Genomic DNA, 16,131 nt, shown 5'->3' on the forward strand with positions numbered 1-16,131 from the left:
CGCGTTTTCATCTCGACTTCAAAACAACCAGTCGATGACGACGTCAGGGCTGTAGCTGACCTCAAGGCCGAGATTGATGGACTTGTGAAGATGCAGTCCCATTTCCGGATGCACCTTTTCAATCGCTTCGATCGATCGCGAGATCGCTTTACAAACCGTCTTCCGCGAACGCTCGGCATCGAACTTTTGCCGAACGCGTCCACCGAGCCCTTGGGCAGATCTGATCTGATTTAGAATGGCTTCACGTTCACTGCCAAGCTTCTCCTGACGAGCTGGATCGTTGTAGCTGACTGCTTCCTCAAGTTCTTCGTCGATCTCCAACATGCGATCGCGGTAGCCTTTGAGAGTCTCCATGTCGACCACTTCGCCGATTGACCCAGTGGACGTCTCCTCAGCAAAACCGGCCAGCAACGATTCAAGGTGCGTGCAACGAAACGCAACGTTGGGCTTTGCGAGCAGTTGCTCGATGTACCAGTTGCCATTCGTTTCAGATGTAATCTCGATCTCGCTGTTGAACGCGAGCATCCGATGTTTGCCTTTGCGTTGGAACACGTAGCCAGACAAGCGACTTTCGAGTGTCATGCCAAGAATCGATGCGATGAGTTCTCGAGATTTCGACTTGGCCAGCAGGCGACCGTCTGCGGTCACGCTGATGAGTTGCTCGATCTCCACGGGTTTGCAATCGACGATCTTGGCACTCGCGTCAAACTTTTGGTCGCGTCGTTTGCTGTTGAGATCCAACAATAGAAACGTGGATCCCGCGTGGGCAGCTGCGGCGTGTAGTGCTTCAGTGATCAAGTCGCTCGCAATGTGCAGCGACATGTAGACCGGCCTCGACTGAAGCTCCAGCGATAAGTTGCCGAGGAACCAGACTCGACGATTTCTGTCGAGCCATTCCGGCTTTCGCCCCAGGCTAAGCGCAGCGTTCAACTCTGCTGCGAGTTGCCTGCTGTTGAGCTGATGGCAAATCACATCGGCGCGGGGAACCTCTTTCGATTCACCGGTACTTTCACAGAACGCCACGAAGCCGTCGTCGTTTTCAACGACCTTCAATGAGCACCATGGAGTGCGACCTGGCAATCTCGTCGCGACAACATTGGTCGCCTCGAGAAAGCGGCTTAGCGGCTCGAAATCCTTCTCGAACCGCTCACGCCAAACCTCCTTGACATCCATGAGCAATGGCGATTCCTCAATAGCTCGCCACAGCTTGGTCATCCTTGTTCACTCCTTTTGCCGCTCTTGCACCAGTCTTCATGACGAAATCACGCAGAACCATCCATTGCTCTGCGTAATGCGCATTCTCATCGCGTGTATATGACGATGAACTGCCTGCAAACAGTGTCAGCGTCCGAGGTGCTTTCACGTGACGATACTTGATTCGAAAGGTTGCCCGATCCAATGAACCTTCTGCCTGAAATGACCCACCACGCCACTTGAGGTCTGCGAAGTAATCATCCGCTCCATGGATGATGTAACTATTGAACGGCCCGCCCAGCCGGACTCGATAATTCAGCAGAACGATCTCTTCGATTGCATCAATCTCACCTGGAGACAAAGCGTCCTCGCCGAGCTCCGACAGCGGTGCCAATGTATAACGTGTGACGAGCCCAAAATGATTGGGATCGTCATAGAGCAACTTGCTGAAGATCCGACAGTAGATTGGATAGGCGCTCTTGAGGCTTGAGTTGAGCATCAACACTTCGTCGTTCAGGCAGTAGACCATCGAGTCCTTGCGAGCCTCGCGAAACGTGATCGTGTCAATGCCATCGTCATCAATCGTCGATTTGCGGCTGAACGGATCGCCGCGCCGAATACTGATTTGAATTTCGTTATCCACAACACGAGGAGTCATGAATAGCTTCCGTCCACGATTATGCTTGGCAAACCAGTCGCCGGCATCCTTGATTGCTTGGGCCAATCGATCTTCCGTAATTGCGATTGGTGCGATGCCGCTGAGATTCGCGGGTTGGAAACATTCCATTCGCCTGGGCATTTTCCACGTGTGCCAGGCATGTTGGGCTTCGACCAGCTTCGAATCAAACAGCCACACCTGCATGACGATGTCAGCGAGCGAATGCTTACCCTCTTCGTCGAAAGGCATTCCGGCTTGCAGCGCTGCGTTCAACAGCAAGTCTGCGGCCGAAGGCGTCGCCATCTCTTCCACATAGAAAACTGCATTCAGCAGTGCTTGTGGTGTTTTCATCGTTGGGTTGGTCAAGATATCTACCAACTTCTCGATGGCAGCGTTGTCGATTCGACCCTCCTGTTTGATCACAAGTCCGCGCGTTCGAAGATAGCCTTCGAATGGCTGCAAAAATGCAAAGAGAAAAGTTGGGTTGATTTCTCGGATGACCTCTGGTTCACCGAGTAATTTGGGGCTGTAAATAGGCATAGGCGATCACACTTCCACTCATGTTGAAACGCATCCTTGAGAATCGTTTAAGACCAGCGTCTCCGAATTGCTAGCTTTGACTAATGTAGTGGGAGTATTGAATTCTACCGGCGTGACACCTTTGGTCATCTTGGGAAAAAATATTTCAGCTGTCCGCAATTTGCTACGTAAAACTCGGGACAAACATATTCCTAAACCTCGTGGACGGACTTTTTCAGTTGATTGATTCGAAGCTGGCCGTCGTGGCAAATCCACTGACAGGCCTCCCCGCTGGTCTCCCCAGTCGGCCTGCATTAGGTGGCCGGTAGATTGAGTCACGCTGGCTGAACGAAATTCCGCTAAAAAGACGTCGGACGGGAATGCAGATTTTCGCGTCAAATAGGAGTGACGATTTAAAGTTGGGGATGCGTTCGCAACCGGGGTTTTTAAAGATATTCTCTTTGGTTCGCTACAGCGAGCAATTTGCTTGCGCCTCATCCCATTCCAAGAAATCGAACCTAAAAGGCACGATTATTGCTGTCGATGTGCGAACTCCAGTTTTAAGCACTAACTTGCTAACAGTATTCAGGAGTCGGTCCGAATGTTCTATCATTATCAAACTTTGATAAATCCTATTGTCGACGATGAACCAGATCCGTCTGCTGCAAATGCCCTGCAAGAAGGACTAGGCGGGCAGTTCGGTGAAATGCGAACGATGATGCAGTATCTCTTTCAGAGCTTCAATTTTCGAGGCGATGGAAAGCCCTATATGGATTTAATTCAAGGCATTGCCATTGAAGAAATTAGCCATGTGGAACTAATCTCGAAAACAATATCAAAGCTCCTAGATGGAGCCCCAGAATACCACGGCAAGCGATTTGATACTCCCGGCAAGGGTGGCAAAGCAACAATGGAAATGGCCAAAGAGCAACAGAATCCACATCATTTTATCGTGGGCGCACAGGGCTCGATGCCAGTTGATGCGGCGGGTAATCCCTGGTCTGGTAGCTATGTCCATTGCAACGGAAACCTCGTTCTGGACCTTTTAGATAATCTGGTATTGGAATCGACCGGTCGGCTTCAGAAGTGCCGAATCTATCAAATGTCCGAGAATAAAACCCTTAGGGCGACCGTTGCATTTCTGATTGCCAGAGACGAAGCGCATGAAATGGCATTTGCTAAAGCTCTGGAGACCTTAGGAGTAGACTGGAATAAGCTTTTGCCGATACCAAAATTCGATGCATCGCAATATCCAGAGGTTGAAAAGCTTATCAAGGCCGGGATCAACCGAGAGCAGTATCACTTCCGGCTAGACGAGTCTCAAATGGATAAGATATTTAGCGGATCAGCCCCGGCAAACGATGGCACAGAACTAACCACGTTAGCAGAGCCCGCAGAGAAGTATCCGATCCCCAACGCCCCGGAGCGACCAGAGGAGTTTGCGCCTGGACTCGACCCTGAGTTAGCCAAATTAGCTGACGCATTAGTTGAGGCGAAGAAAAAGGTTGCGAAGAAGAAATAAGTTCGGCGTTTTCTGCACCGCCTACGATTTTTATCCCGATATCGAATAGGCAACTGAAAGAACCGCATGAAGACTGTGCAACCAGTGCTTTGAAGGTCGTTGAAGTTGTTGGGAAATAGTACGCCGGGATTGCCTTTGGTCGAGTGCTTGTCAATCATTTTGCGGTTACCAGGGATCGCCGGTACGCCGGACGCTAGTGAATGGCTTGTCAGATTGCAGTTGCCCAGAGCCTCATCATGCAAGCCTTGCTCAATCGCTTGAGTCACGTTTCACCGATTCCTGTCATGGTACGGGCCACGCTCGAGAACGTTCTCTCACCCGAGGCCGTCAATCGTATCTTTGTGGAACACGCGGTCTCGCAGTCGCAACGTGTGTTGCTTTTCTCCAGCGTCGTCGAAGTCATGTTGCTGGTCGTTTGCCGGCTAAAACCATCTGTTTTCTCGGCCTTCACGCATTTGAGTGAATCACTCGGCGTGTCAGCGAAGTCCCTTTACAACAAGCTCAACCTAGTCGAACCCCAGGTTTCACGAGGGCTCGTGATGGAAACCGCACAAAAAATCAGCGACATCATCAACGAGTTGCAGGTCTTCGAAACTTCGCCCATTCCTGGGTACGAAGTCCGAATTCTCGACGGCAATCACCATCCGGCGAGCCACCATCGTTTGAAAGTGTTACGCGACGTGGCAGCGGGGCCGTTACCAGGACAGACACTCGTCGTTTTTGATCCCATTCGTCGATTGGTGGTCGATTGTGTCCCGTGTGAAGATGGACACACTCAGGAACGTGCCATCGTCACGGAACTGCTTGATCCCGTCACGCCGGGACTGGTGTGGATTGCTGATCGCAATTTTTGCACCTGCACCGTGCTGTTTGAACTCGCATTGCATCATGCCTTCTTTGTGATCCGGCACCATTCGCAATTGACTCTTGATCGGCAAGGGCCCGTCATCGATCGTGGATGTTGTGAAACGGGCCACATCTATGAGCAACAAGCCGTCATCACGGATTCTAGCGGTGGGCAACTGACCTGTCGTCTGATCACGATTGAGCTCACCAATCCGACTCGAGACGGAGATCGCCAGATTCAGATTTTGAGCAACCTTCCGTCGATAGTCAGTGCGGCCATCATCGCCGCAAGCTACCGTGACCGTTGGAAAGTCGAGAACGTGAACTTGGAACTCGTCAAGCATTTTGCGAGCGAACAGAAGGCGTTAGGGCATCCGCCAGCGACATTGTTTGCGTTTTGCATCTCGCTGGTCGCTTACAACGCGCTGGCCGTGGTTCAGGCGTCCCTTCGATCAGCCCATGGGGAGGCAGCATCGCCCGAGAATCTGTCTTCGTATTATGTGGCCCATAGCTTGGCCAGTGGCTGGGAAGGAACCATGCTGGTTGACGACACATTCTGGGTGAAGCATTACAGTGGCCAAAACGCAGCGGAGTTAGCAATTGACCTGAAGGCGATTGCTCACCATTTAGACATCCGCAAATTCCGCAAGCATAAACGAGGACCCAAGAAACCGCCGACCCCACGCACGCGTTACCGCAACACGCCTCACGTTTCAACCAAAAGACTTCTTGACGAAGCCAAGCAATCGGCAAAGTCATGACCTTCAAAGCACTGGACTGTGCAACCTACTCCGGCCAGCGTGTCCCTGAACTTGCAGTTGCGATGTTGGGCCATTCGGAAAAGGGATTCTTAATTACCTATGATCGCTTGAAGACTATCAAAGCAAGCGGGACTTTCTTCAAAGTCCTGAACGCTCAGGGCGACCAGTCCAACGCAGATTTACGTTTCTGCATTCATAAGCACCATCTGACTGGTCGTTGCCAATTGCCGACAGTTCGTCTTTGTCGACAGGCACGAACTGAACGTTCGCCGATTTGGTAGCCCAAACTGAGTTCGTCGTAAGGCAATTCACCATGGTCCGAATAAGCCTTTTGTTCTGGACGTGGCGATGACATTCAAAATGTAAATGGTGTAGCGTAATATCGCTCTTGGTACTGTCTGCCACGGTGAACGCTTTTGCTGGAACCGAGACGAGCGAGAGCTTTAGACTGCCTTTACAAGTAGAACGCGCAGCCATCGTGGATGGCCCTTTAAAAGGGATAATCGTCATCCAACGACTCATGAAGTTGCAGCTGTCGCAATGTTGGCAAACGTTTCGTCGTCAGCCAGATTAGGATGTTGGACTCGCTCAAATATCTACTTTATCAAGTATTCAGGTCCAGGTGGATCACCAGAAGAACAGCTCGCTTGAGTAAAAGCTCGAGTGTAGGAGCAGAAACGGCTGGGAGCTCTTGAGAAATTGGCGACGTATCCATTGTTGCGTACAGAGCGCATTTATCGACTGACCTGCCATTTCTCGCTTGTTTGTGCAGCGGCGGATGACAAAGTACCAGACTGCGCGATGAGGCAGCAAGAATTTCGTTAACGCAGTCCACTTCCCAAAGTGATTGTGCTATTATGTCACATCTGTTTTTTTGGGTGTTGACAACTCATTCCTGGTTGCTACGGGCTTCTTCGACTCGAATGCTAACGAAAATGACTTCAGAATCCTATACGGGGGGTGCAAGCTCCAAACCGACAACTTCCATACTCGCGCGTCTTAAATTCGAGACGCGAGCGGAACACAATGCTGTCGAAGGAGTGCTAGATTTGATGAGCGATACACTCACACGGGATACTTATCAGAAGATCTTGGAGCGTTTCTACGGATACTACCGCCCTCTAGAACAAGCGGTTTTTGCGGAACGAGATGGAGAAGCGGAATGGGTCGTACTTGAAGGGCGACGCAAGACTTCGCTGCTCGAGCAGGATTTGTGCTCACTCGGCATTGCTTCGCCCGAATCCTTGCCACTTTGTGATCAAAGTCCGCAGATTATTTCCGCAGAGTCGGTGTTCGGTAGCCTTTACGTCATGGAAGGAGCAACCCTCGGTGGCCAACATATCAGTCGTCACATTCAACAAGTCCTCAATGTAACTCAAGAGACTGGCGGACGTTTTTTTCACTGCTACGGTCAGCGTACGGGCGAAATGTGGCAAACTTTTCGAGCCACCTTGGATGCTTTCGCTTCGACGCCAGAAACTCAAGATCAGGTCATTAGTGCGGCACTTGAGACTTTCAGCACGCTTCGCAATTGGTTCGTACAAGGAAAATCCGTGTGAGTGATGCATCAGTTGATACATCAGGACCCTGGGACCGTCAGCCATATAGCGTGAAGCGGCATGGAGTGACCATTACTAATTGTGATTCCGAACCCATTCAGACGCCTGGCTGCATCCAGGCCCATGGGGCGTTGCTGGTTCTAAGACCGAACGATCTAATCATTTTGCAAGCAAGCGAGAACTTAGAAGCTTTGCTGGGGATCGAGCCTCATAGTGTCCTTGGGAAGAGTGTTAGCGTAACCGTCGGTAATGATGGTGAGACGCGACTTCGAACTTTTCTTTCTAATGAACCAACCGAACGCAACCCGCTTTACGTATTTACTCTTCCCCCTCGCGGCGACATGTCTCCGCTAGACCTGATCGTACACACGGTCGACGGGTTGGTTGTCGTTGAGTTCGACGCGACGCGGCGAAGCGATGTTGTCGAACCGGATTATTACGCCCTCGTCAAAAAGACCGTAGCACGACTCCAGACGGCCGCAAGTTTGCAAAGCTTCTGCGACGTCGTTGTCGACGAATTCCGTGCGCTTACGGAGTTCGACCGGGTGATGATTTACCGATTCCATTCAGACAATCACGGCGAAGTGGTTGCGGAGAACAAGCGCGATGATCTGTCGCCATGGCTCGGTCTGCATTATCCTGCGGAGGATATCCCAAAGCCAGCCCGCGACATCTTTACGAAAATTTGGGTACGCCCGATGCCCGATGTTGAAGGGGGCTTGGCCGAACTTATTCCGCTCGTGAACCCGGACACTGGCAAGCCACTCAACATGACATACTGCGCTCTGCGTGGTCCGTCCGTCATGTACACCGAGTACCTGCGGAACATGACAGTGACAGCCGGACTGACCATGCCGATCCGTAGGGGTGAGGAATTGTGGGGATTGATCGCTTGCCACCACTACTCCGGGGCGAAGCCCGTCCCATACCAAGTCCGGGCCGCGTGCGAGTTTTTGGCCCAGGTCGTGTCGTTGCAATATCAAGCTGCGGAGGAACGGGAACACGTTCACTACCGTCTCAGGCTGGACGGCATTCACCAACAACTCGTTGCTCAAGCGGCGCAAGAAGGTGGACTCGCCGCAATGACTGACGGCAAGCCTGCCCTCATAGACGGTTTGGCCGCCGGCGGTGCCGCCCTGTACCACCGAGATCGTTGGTGGCGGGTCGGGAAAACACCGACAGACGCCCAGCTTGAATCGCTTGGAGAGTGGCTCGTAGCTCGGCCCGAATTCGAATCCACCTCGCTCCCTATTTACACAACCGATGCACTCGGGCGTGACTACACGCCTGCGGTCGACTTCGCCGACGTTGCAAGCGGACTGCTGGCAGTGTCTTTGTCGCGGGGACATCGTAACCTTCTGCTTTGGTTCCGTCCGGAGACCATCCAGACGGTTAACTGGGGAGGCAACCCATACGAGAAGCCAACGGTGCCTGGTCCGCATGGCCCTCGGCTTACCCCGCGAGCCAGTTTCGAACTATTCGCAGAGTCGGTTCGTGGGCGAGCTCTACCTTGGCATGTTGTCGAAGTCGAAGCTGTTGCTAGGTTGCGGCTACTGATAATGGACTTAGTCATAAGTCGTGCCGAGCGGCTTGCCGATCTGAATGCCGACTTGGAGCGTTCGAACGAGGAACTTGACGCATTTGCATACGTTGCTTCTCATGACCTTAAAGAGCCTCTTCGCGGCATTCACAAATACGCGCACCAACTACTTAATGACGCGGCCATCGCGGACAAAGAGCAACGCAACAAACTTGAGGGGTTGATGCGGTTAACAATCCGCATGGATAGCCTGCTCGACTCGCTCTTGCATTTCTCTCGCGTCGGACGGGCCGCTTTGCAGTTGGAGGAAACAGATCTGAACGACCTGCTGGCCGAGGCCCAAGAGATGGTCGGTTCCCGAACAACTGAGGGTCAGGTCGAATTCGTTGTTCCCAGGGTCCTTCCCCATACCCATTGCGATCGAGTGCGGGTTCGTGAAGTGTTCGTCAACCTGTTGTCCAACGCTCTGAAGTATAGTGATAAGCCAGTGAAGAGAATAGAAATAGGGTGGATTGAACCCCACGAACCTCAGCTAGTACGCCCCCAAGAGACTATCGGCCACACGATCTATTACATCCGGGACAACGGGATTGGAATTCAACCGAAGCACCACGAGCAAGTTTTCAAGATGTTCAAGCGGCTGCATGGTAGAGATGAGTATGGTGGTGGGACTGGAGCTGGCCTCACCATTGTTAAGAAGTTAGTAGAACGACACCGCGGCCGAGTCTGGCTCGAATCCACGCCCGGAATCGGCACTGTTTTTTACTTCACCTTACCGCGCGTCGACGAGATAGTCTCCGAGGGAGAACGGCATGGAAACTAACTCCCCGAACATCAAGTTGAGATTCGATCCTGCAGATTGCGACCGCATGTCCATCCACACGCCGAGCCTCATTCAACCGCATGGAGCCTTGATTGTGCTGCGCGCTGACGGAGAAGTGATGGTACAAGCTAGCGGCAATACCGACCACTGGCTTGGTATTCCTATAGAAGCCCTGCTCGGCCGGCCAGTGGCAGACGTTATCGGGCCCGACGGAGCCGGCCGACTGCGTTCGACTTTGGCAAGGGAGCGGCTCGACGCAGGGCCTCGGTTTGCTCTGACCCTACCATCCCGAGGAGACATACCGCCGCTTGACGTTACAGTCCATGCAGCTGAAGGACTTTTAGTACTTGAATTTGAGGCCGCTGGTCGTTCGAACCCGGATGCCGTCGATCCCTATGCGTTAGTTCGGGACGCGGTCGCCCGTCTGCAATCGGCCACTGACGTTCGAGCCTTTTGCCAAACAGTCGCCGATGAAGTGCGATGCCTAACTGGGTTTGACCGCGTAATGGCTTATCGGTTTGCACCGGACTGGACTGGTCACGTGATTGCCGAGTCAAAAAGGGAGGACCTCACATCCTACCTCGACAAGCACTTTCCGGCTGGGGATGTGCCAAAACCTGCGCGTGATCTGATGGCTCGAAACTGGCTTCGTCTTGTCTCGAATGTCGAGTACGAACCAGTACCTGTTATACCGGAACTCAACCCGGAAACTGGCCGCGCGCTGGACATGAGCCATTGCTTGCTGCGGCATGCGTCTCCCATGTGCACAACCTACCTGAAGAACATGGGCACTGCTAGTCAAATGGTTATGCCGTTGCTGCGTAACGGCGTGCTTTGGGGACTGGTGAGTTGCCACCACACCGAGCCGCGTTACGTACCGTTCGCAGTGCGTGCAGCGTGTGAAGTGTTCGCGCAGGTCGCGTCGCTGCAGGTTGCCGCAGCAGAGGACCGGGAGGCGGCATTGGAGCGGGACCGGCTTCTCGCCGACCGCGACGAGTTGCTGGCGGGACTAGACGGCACGAACGAACCAGTCCTCTGGCTGGTTGAGCACGCAGCCGAGCTTGAAACATTCCTTCCGGCGGACGGAGTTGCAATATGCGGAGCAGGTCGAATCGTGCAACACGGACAGACGCCGTCCGATGCGGAGATCCAGGGGTTACTCGAATGGCTAGAGAAAAATCATGGCGATGAAGTATTTGCAACCGACCGACTGGCCGAAGAGTATTCCCCGGCAACGGGATTTACTGACGCAGCCGCCAGCGTACTGGCTGTCGCTTTCGGACCAGCCCTAAATGCGAGCATTCTCTGGTTTCGGCAAGAAGAGGCCCAAACTGTAACCTGGGCCGGCGATCCACGTAAGCCAGTCGTCACCGGCCCCTTGGGAGAATATTTATCACCGCGAAAGTCATTCGAGAGATGGGTTGAGACGGTACAGGGAAAAAGCCTTCCGTGGCGACAAGCCGAATTGGCGGCGGCGACAGGGCTGCGACGTGCCATCCTAACTCGAGTCCGGTCTCAGGCGGCACAAGTTGATAGGCTGCGGGCAGAGCTGGCTGCAGACAGAAAAGAACTCGATGCGTTCGTTTATGTGGCTAGCCATGACCTTAAGGAACCGATCCGAGGAATTCACAAATATGCTCACCAATTAATTGAAGAAGCTGGCGCAAAGCTCGATGCGGGTGAGCGAGCTAGGCTCGATGGACTGATCCGCCTGACAGACCGGATGGGAGGACTGATCGAGGCCCTACTTCATTACTCGCGTGTCGGACGAATGGATCTGACTTTGGCCGATGCCGACCTGGGCGAGGTAGCGGCTGATGCTGTCGAGGTCGCTGGCTTACGCCTCCGCGAAGCCGGTGCGGTGGTAACTGTCGGGCCGCTTCCGACAGCTCGGTGCGATCAGGCCTGGATTCGCGAGGTGTTGGTGAATCTTCTCACTAACGCTGTGAAATATAATGACAAACTTGACAAGCGAATCGAGATCGGGGCGAATGCGGGTGAGTCCCCTGAAGTTGTGTGTGTGTTCGTCCGCGATAATGGCATCGGCATTGCCGAGGGACACCGAGAGACGGTATTCCAAATGTTCCGTCGGTTGCACAGTCGAGATGAGTTTGGCGGAGGGACCGGGGCCGGACTCGCCCTTGCTCGCAAAATAGTTGAGAGGCATGGTGGCCATATGTGGGTTGAGTCGGTTTACGGGGAGGGCTCAACGTTTTATTTCACCCTTTCTGGCCAGGAGGGCCGATCATGAGCATCCATAAGCTTCCACCCATCGTTATCGTCGAGGACTCAGACGAGGATTTTGATACCGTTCAGCAGGCGATCAAGAAAGCCGGTATCGTCGCCGAGATACGCCGGGCCACCACTGGCGGCGGATGTTTAGATTTGCTCCGTGGTGCCGCAGCGATCCGTCCGGCGGTCGTGCTAATGGATCTGAACACACCAGGTACCGACGGCCGGGAAGCGCTCGCCGCGATTAAGACCGACCCAGCGCTCAAAATTTATCCCGTTGTTGTGTTTAGCACGTCGTCAAATCCGAAAGACTTGACCTTCTGCTACGCGGCTGGAGCAAACGCCTATCACGTAAAACCTGTCAGGTACCCGGAACATCTTCAAATCGTTATCGACCTACTTACTTATTGGCTTGGACGGGTCGCGCTACCGGACCCAGGAGGCACAAACCAATGACTCTTGTCTCAACTTCTGTTCTAACACATGTTTGGCGCGTGATCATCATCGACGATAGCCCAGATGATAGGTCAGAGGTCCGGCGGCTGCTCCTTAAGGGGTCTGAGCGGCGGTACAAGTTGGTTGAAGCCGAAACTGGAGCAGATGGGATTAGGATAATCCTCGATGCTGCTGAGGGCCTCCCTGACTGCGTAGTACTTGACTATCACCTGCCGGACATGGACGCGGTCGAGGTACTCGAAGCCTTGCGAGGGCTTGACGGCTTGCTGGCATGTCCGGTTGTCGTTCTTACCGGTACCGACGGGCATGAACATACTCGTGAAGTTCTCCGAGCCGGCGCGCAAGATTACTTGGGCAAAGGATGGATGACTCCGGAGAGCATGACTAGGGCAATCGAGAACGCTGCTGAACGTTGGGCAATGACCCAAGAACTAAACGACCGCGAGAGGGCACTAAGAGCCAGCGAGTCGAGGTTCCGACTTGCTGCCGCTACGACACACGCAATGGTTTACGAACTCGACGTCCAATCGATGAAAGTCAATTCGTTCCACGGACTGGATCACCTGGTTGGGTACGTTGAAAGTGAAACCCGCCGAACTCTTGAGTGGTGGGACGAACAGATCGACCCAGTTGACTTGGCGAAGTGTCATACGGCGTTTAAGCAAATGTGCAACAACCCTGGCGTTCACACGCTCCAATATCGTGTTCGCCACAAAGATGGTCGTACGCTTTGGGTGGAAGATAATGCCGCGCCTGTGCACGACTCCGACGGAAAGCTACTTAGGATCGTTGGTACGGTCGTTGACATTACCGAACGCAAAGTCGCCGAAGACCTACTCCGCCAGAACCACGAGACATTTGCCCGCCTCATCGAAAACAATCCTTTCGGCATGTATGTGGTGGATGCCGACTTTCGGCTCCGACAAGTAAGTCGCGGAACGCAAATGGTATTCGCTAATGTCCATCCACTGCTTGGCCGAGATTTTGATGAAGTGCTCCGAATAATTTGGCCAGAGCCGTTTGCGCGCGAAGTCTCCGCCCTCTTCCGTCACACGCTGACGACTGGCGAGCCGTACTTGGCCCCTAGTACCGTCAAACAACGAGCCGACGTTGGCGAGGTGGAGGCATACGACTGGCGGATAGAGCGTGTTGCGCTTCCCGAGGGCCGGTACGGCGTCGTCTGCTACTTCTACGACCTAAGCGAGCGGAAGCGATTGGAGGCCGCTTTGCTGGCCAAGGAGCAGGACCTCCGGACCATCACCGACAACACCCCCGACATTCTAACCCGCTTCGACAAGAGTTTGCGGCACGTGTTCGTAAACGCTGCAGTCGAGAGGGGGACCGGACGTAAGCCGGAGGAGTTTATTGGTAAGACCAACCGCGAACTCGACATGCCTACGGAACTTTGTGATCTTTGGGACGCGGCCATACGCGATGTACTTGAGTCCGGTAACCAAAAAACCCTCGACTTCACCTACGTCACTCCCAGTGGCACCCAACACTATTCAGCCCGGTTGGTGCCAGAATTCAGTTTGGACGGGGATGTGGAATTCGTACTCGGAGTTACGCGTGACGTGACCGACGCTCGCGTGGCCGAGGCGGCTGTCCAGGCGAGCGAGGAGCGGCTCGCCCTGGCGTTGAACGGCGGGAAAATGGGTATGTGGGTGTGGGACGTGCGCAGCGGCCAGTCCGTCTGGAACGCAATGGAGTATCAACTGCTCGGTTTAAAAGAGGGCGATAGCAGTGCGTCGGCGGAGTTATTCTTCCGCCACGTGCACCCGGAAGATCTCGCGCTCGTGCGGCGCTCGCTCGATGAGGTCAGGCCTGAGCGGCCGGATTGGAACAATGAATTCCGGATTTTCCGTGCCGATGGCGTGCTGCGATGGCTGGCGGCTGTGGGGAGAACTCAATTCGATGCTGACGGCCGGCCCGAGCGGATGTTCGGGGTCAACTTCGACATCACCGAGAACAAGAAGTCCGAGGCAAAGCTGCGTGAGAGCGAAGCCCAACTGGGCGGCATTTTGCGGCGATCACCGGCTGGCATTGTCCAAACCGACGCCGCAGGCTGCATGACTCTGGTCAACCCGCGCTGGTGTGAAATGTTAGGATACGACGAGGCGGAACTGCTTGGTCGGAGCATCATCGATGTCACGCACCCCTCGTTCGTGGATGAGACCCGTACGGCAGTTGGCAGCCTAGTTGCGGGCGGGCCGGACTTCCAAATCGAGAAGGCCTACTGCCGCAAGGACGGCTCGACACTTCACGCGCAGAGCAACGTTGCTGCGATCCGATCGTTAACTGGCGAGTTCCTCGGGCTGATCTCGGTGGTTCTGGACATCTCGGAACGTCTTCGCACCGACAAAGCGTTGCGGCGACTGGCTGACGAGTTGTCCAAGGTCGACCGCCGCAAGGACGAGTTCCTGGCGACGCTCGCACATGAACTCCGCAACCCGCTTGCCCCGATTAGGACCGCCGTCGAACTCCTGCGCATGAAAGGCCCGGACATTCCGGAGTTGCAATGGGCGAGGGATGTCATCGACCGGCAGACGCAGGCGATGACACGGCTCGTCGACGACTTGATGGACGTTAGCCGCATCAACCAGGGCAAGGTCACACTCAAGCGGGAGCAAGTCGAATTTGCGAAAATCGTGCAGGGGGCTGTCGAGACCAGCCAGCCGCTCATCGAACAGATGGACCACGAGCTGACGGTGACGTTACCGCCGCGCACCGTGATCGTGGACGCCGATCTGACTCGTCTATCGCAGGTGATCCTAAACCTGCTCAACAACGCTGCCAAGTACACGGAGCGGGGCGGGCGAATCGACCTGCGTGCAGAGCTACAAGGCAGTGACATTGTAGTATCGGTAACGGACACGGGCATCGGAATTCCCGCCGACAAGTTGCCAAGTCTCTTCGAGATGTTCTCGCAGGTCGAGGGGGCGTTGTCGCGTTCTCAGGGAGGGCTGGGAATCGGCTTGTGTCTGGTGAAGCGGCTTGTCGAGATGCACGGCGGAAGCATCGAGGCCAAGAGCGATGGGCCGGGGCGGGGCAGCGAGTTCGTGGTCCGCCTGCCGATCGTCGTGGAACGGACCTACCCGCACCCCGCGAGCAAAGACGGCGAAAAGGCCAAGTCGATCTCCAACCTCCGCATCTTGGTGGTGGACGACAATCGGGACGCCGCCCAGAGCTTGGCGATGCTCCTCTCGGCGATGGGCAACAACGTCCACACCGCGCACGACGGCGAAGAGGGCGTGGCAGCGGCAGAGAAGTTTCAGCCCGATGTGGTGCTCTGCGACATCGGCCTGCCAAAACTGAACGGTTATGAGGCGTGCCGCCAGATGAAGGAACAAGCGTGGGACAAGAAAATGGTCCTTATCGCTGTAACGGGGTGGGGGCAAGACGACGACCGGCAGAAGTCGGAGGAAGCAGGGTTCGATCACCACTTAGTCAAGCCAGTTGACCTAAGTAATCTTTGTAATCTCTTGCTCGGTGATCCAAAGTTATCATATACGCCGACGGGAAAAAGCGGTCCATTACGAGTGCTCATTGTAGACGACATGCGTGATGCGAGGCATATGCTCTCGACGTTGTTAAAGGCATCCGGCCATGATGTGCAAACTGCGGCTGACGGCCTCACTGCAATTTCATTGGCGTTAGACTTTCAGCCTAATGTTGTTTTGATGGACAACAGCATGCCGGGGATGAGTGGTCTTGAAGTGGCAAAGCAAATGCGACTTGAGCCCAAGCTTAAGGGCGTCACCCTGGTCGCTCTAACTGGACATGGTGACGAGGAAGATCGTCAGCGGTCGCGGGACGCAGGTTTTGACCACCATTTAGTCAAACCGGCAAACATTAATGTGATACGTGAATTGCTAAAAAACATTAGTTAGGACTGAAGAAAGTTACTAACTGTGTTTGGGTGACCGATGCGTGTAGCGTAGAACTAAGAATCTCCAGATCTGTCGAGACCGATGTGATTTCTTCAAAACGCTACTTCACAACGCTTTTGAACACGTTGGCA

The 16,131-nt window shown here is 54.2% G+C and carries 10 protein-coding genes; 7 read left to right on the forward strand and 3 right to left on the reverse strand.

All coding sequences use genetic code 11. From position 1 onward, the window contains the following. Nucleotides 1-18: 18 nt before the first annotated feature. Both SH451x_RS13780 and SH451x_RS13785 read right to left on the reverse strand, forming a co-directional pair. Nucleotides 19-1,215: a hypothetical protein gene (locus SH451x_RS13780; RefSeq protein ID WP_479357538.1), complete on the reverse strand. Its 1,197-nt coding sequence runs from the start codon at nt 1,213-1,215 to the stop codon at nt 19-21. After that, nucleotides 1,190-2,392 (reverse strand): hypothetical protein, encoded by a 1,203-nt coding sequence (locus SH451x_RS13785; RefSeq protein ID WP_479357540.1) that lies wholly within the window; start codon nt 2,390-2,392, stop codon nt 1,190-1,192. The genes SH451x_RS13780 and SH451x_RS13785 overlap by 26 nt, the downstream gene beginning before the upstream one ends. 580 nt (nt 2,393-2,972) lie before the next feature. Here SH451x_RS13785 and SH451x_RS13790 point away from each other — a divergent pair. Continuing rightward, the gene (locus tag SH451x_RS13790) at nt 2,973-3,893 is read left to right on the forward strand and encodes a manganese catalase family protein (RefSeq protein ID WP_479357542.1); all 921 of its coding nucleotides are present in this window, start codon (nt 2,973-2,975) and stop codon (nt 3,891-3,893) included. A gap of 200 nt (nt 3,894-4,093) precedes the next feature. Continuing rightward, nucleotides 4,094-5,500: a transposase gene (locus tag SH451x_RS13795; protein WP_479357543.1), complete on the forward strand. Its 1,407-nt coding sequence runs from the start codon at nt 4,094-4,096 to the stop codon at nt 5,498-5,500. A gap of 138 nt (nt 5,501-5,638) precedes the next feature. On the opposite strand, the gene SH451x_RS13800 is transcribed toward SH451x_RS13795, so the two are convergent. Next, a complete protein-coding gene (locus SH451x_RS13800) occupies nt 5,639-6,010 on the reverse strand; it encodes a Ku family protein (RefSeq protein ID WP_479357545.1) in 372 nt (123 codons plus the stop codon). Between the two features lie 425 nt (nt 6,011-6,435). Between SH451x_RS13800 and SH451x_RS13805 the strand changes: the two genes are divergently transcribed. Genes SH451x_RS13805 through SH451x_RS13825 form a run of 5 tightly spaced genes read left to right on the forward strand, consistent with a single transcriptional unit; the run spans nt 6,436 to nt 16,000 of the window. Further along, entirely contained in the window at nt 6,436-7,059 is a 624-nt protein-coding gene (locus tag SH451x_RS13805) for a biliverdin-producing heme oxygenase (protein WP_479357547.1), read from the forward strand. Next, complete coding sequence (locus tag SH451x_RS13810) at nt 7,056-9,422, forward strand: ATP-binding protein (protein ID WP_479357549.1); 2,367 nt, start codon at nt 7,056-7,058, stop codon at nt 9,420-9,422. The genes SH451x_RS13805 and SH451x_RS13810 overlap by 4 nt, the downstream gene beginning before the upstream one ends. Continuing rightward, nucleotides 9,412-11,673: an ATP-binding protein gene (locus SH451x_RS13815; protein ID WP_479357551.1), complete on the forward strand. Its 2,262-nt coding sequence runs from the start codon at nt 9,412-9,414 to the stop codon at nt 11,671-11,673. The genes SH451x_RS13810 and SH451x_RS13815 overlap by 11 nt, the downstream gene beginning before the upstream one ends. Further along, nucleotides 11,670-12,110, forward strand: a complete 441-nt coding sequence (locus SH451x_RS13820) for a response regulator (RefSeq protein ID WP_479357552.1) — start codon at nt 11,670-11,672, stop codon at nt 12,108-12,110. The genes SH451x_RS13815 and SH451x_RS13820 overlap by 4 nt, the downstream gene beginning before the upstream one ends. Then, a complete protein-coding gene (locus SH451x_RS13825; RefSeq protein WP_479357554.1) occupies nt 12,107-16,000 on the forward strand; it encodes a PAS domain S-box protein in 3,894 nt (1,297 codons plus the stop codon). The genes SH451x_RS13820 and SH451x_RS13825 overlap by 4 nt, the downstream gene beginning before the upstream one ends. The last annotated feature ends 131 nt before the right edge of the window (nt 16,001-16,131 follow it).

It is taken from the genome of Njordella aestuarii, from assembly GCF_056494165.1.

What these genes read in the sequence shown, in the direction of transcription:
- SH451x_RS13780 (WP_479357538.1), bottom strand. Translation starts at nt 1,215, where the DNA reads ATGACCAAGCTGTGGCGAGCTATTGAGGAATCGCCATTGCTCATGGAT.
- SH451x_RS13785 (WP_479357540.1), bottom strand. Translation starts at nt 2,392, where the DNA reads ATGCCTATTTACAGCCCCAAATTACTCGGTGAACCAGAGGTCATCCGA.
- SH451x_RS13790 (WP_479357542.1), top strand. Translation starts at nt 2,973, where the DNA reads ATGTTCTATCATTATCAAACTTTGATAAATCCTATTGTCGACGATGAA.
- SH451x_RS13795 (WP_479357543.1), top strand. Translation starts at nt 4,094, where the DNA reads ATGGCTTGTCAGATTGCAGTTGCCCAGAGCCTCATCATGCAAGCCTTG.
- SH451x_RS13800 (WP_479357545.1), bottom strand. Translation starts at nt 6,010, where the DNA reads ATGACGATTATCCCTTTTAAAGGGCCATCCACGATGGCTGCGCGTTCT.
- SH451x_RS13805 (WP_479357547.1), top strand. Translation starts at nt 6,436, where the DNA reads ATGACTTCAGAATCCTATACGGGGGGTGCAAGCTCCAAACCGACAACT.
- SH451x_RS13815 (WP_479357551.1), top strand. Translation starts at nt 9,412, where the DNA reads ATGGAAACTAACTCCCCGAACATCAAGTTGAGATTCGATCCTGCAGAT.
- SH451x_RS13820 (WP_479357552.1), top strand. Translation starts at nt 11,670, where the DNA reads ATGAGCATCCATAAGCTTCCACCCATCGTTATCGTCGAGGACTCAGAC.
- SH451x_RS13825 (WP_479357554.1), top strand. Translation starts at nt 12,107, where the DNA reads ATGACTCTTGTCTCAACTTCTGTTCTAACACATGTTTGGCGCGTGATC.